This is a genomic window from Nocardiopsis endophytica (assembly GCF_027706725.1).
Taxonomy (GTDB): Bacteria; Actinomycetota; Actinomycetes; order Streptosporangiales; family Streptosporangiaceae; genus Nocardiopsis_A; species Nocardiopsis_A endophytica.
This window is the reverse complement of sequence record NZ_JAQFWQ010000211.1, coordinates 1-1,077: the sequence shown is the minus strand read 5'-3', so window position 1 is coordinate 1,077 and position 1,077 is coordinate 1. Positions and strand designations below refer to the sequence as shown.

The following is a 1,077-nucleotide window of genomic DNA, read 5'->3' as shown; positions in this document are numbered from 1 at the left end:
CTCCGCGATGATCTCGGGGAACTCGGGGTTAAACCGGACACGATAAGCCCGACTTTCCCGAGATCAACAACAGTGCGCCCCCACGCCGCCTACCCGGACCGTGAGGGGCCTGCCGCCCGGCAAGCAGGGCCAGGAATCGCCTGGCTGTCGCCGTTGCCGCCATCAAGGGTGGCCATGCACACGCGCCGTTCCCGACAGCGCTGCCGGAAGGGCCGCCGACCTCTCCTCGTCGCCGCCCTCCACGCCACACTCCGGCGGCCCGCCGCTCGGCCGGGACCCTCGAGCGGGGTACCAGCCGAGCCGCCCGGCCATTCGACCGCCCCATCCGCCTGGACCGGCGGGTGCCACGTGTGTGGGCGACCGCGTGCCCACTCCGACGCGCCGCTGCCGGGCCGTGGGGCCCACTGGACGGCAAAAGGGTCGAAGGGCGGTCGGCTCTGGACCTCGCTGCTCCGCCGTCGATTGGTAACGGTAACTTCCCGTACACGCGTTACCTGTCTAGCTTCGGCCGGGTGACGACTCTTCGGACGCGACATCCCCTCGCGCGGTACCTCGCCGGTGCCGCCCTCGCCCGGGCCGGGGACGAGGCGGTGGGGCCCGCGCTCCTCCTCGCCGGGCTGGCGGCCACCGGGGCGGAGAGCGCCGCGGCGCTGCTCTTCTCCGCCGCCACGGCGGGGGCGGCCCTCGGCGGGCCGGTCCTCGGGGCGCTCCTCGACCGCAGCCCCCGGCCGGGGCGGCTCCTCGCCGCCGCGCTCGGCCTCTACGCCCTCGGGACCGCCCTCATCGCCGCCGGACTCGGCCGGGCGCCCTTCGGCGCCGTCCTCGCGGTCGCCGCCGCCATGGGCCTGGCGGCCCCGGCGGTCGCGGGCGGGTGGACCTCCCGGCTGCCCGGGACCGTGCCCGCGGCCGTCCTTCCGCGCGCCAACTCCCTGGACGCCCTCACCTACAGTGCCGCCGGGCTGGTGGGCCCCGCGATCGCCGCCGCGGCGGCCTGGGCCGCCGGGCCGTGGGGCGCCCTCGCGGCCGCGGTGCTCCTCATCGGGGCCGCCGCGCCGTTCGCCTGGGGGAGGGGTGCGC

1 pseudogene is annotated in these 1,077 nt (G+C 77.3%); it reads left to right on the top strand.

The window, feature by feature from the left end:
• Positions 1 to 512: 512 nt before the first annotated feature.
• Positions 513 to 1,077 (top strand): annotated as a pseudogene (locus O4J56_RS31995) (hypothetical protein); the annotation flags it as partial.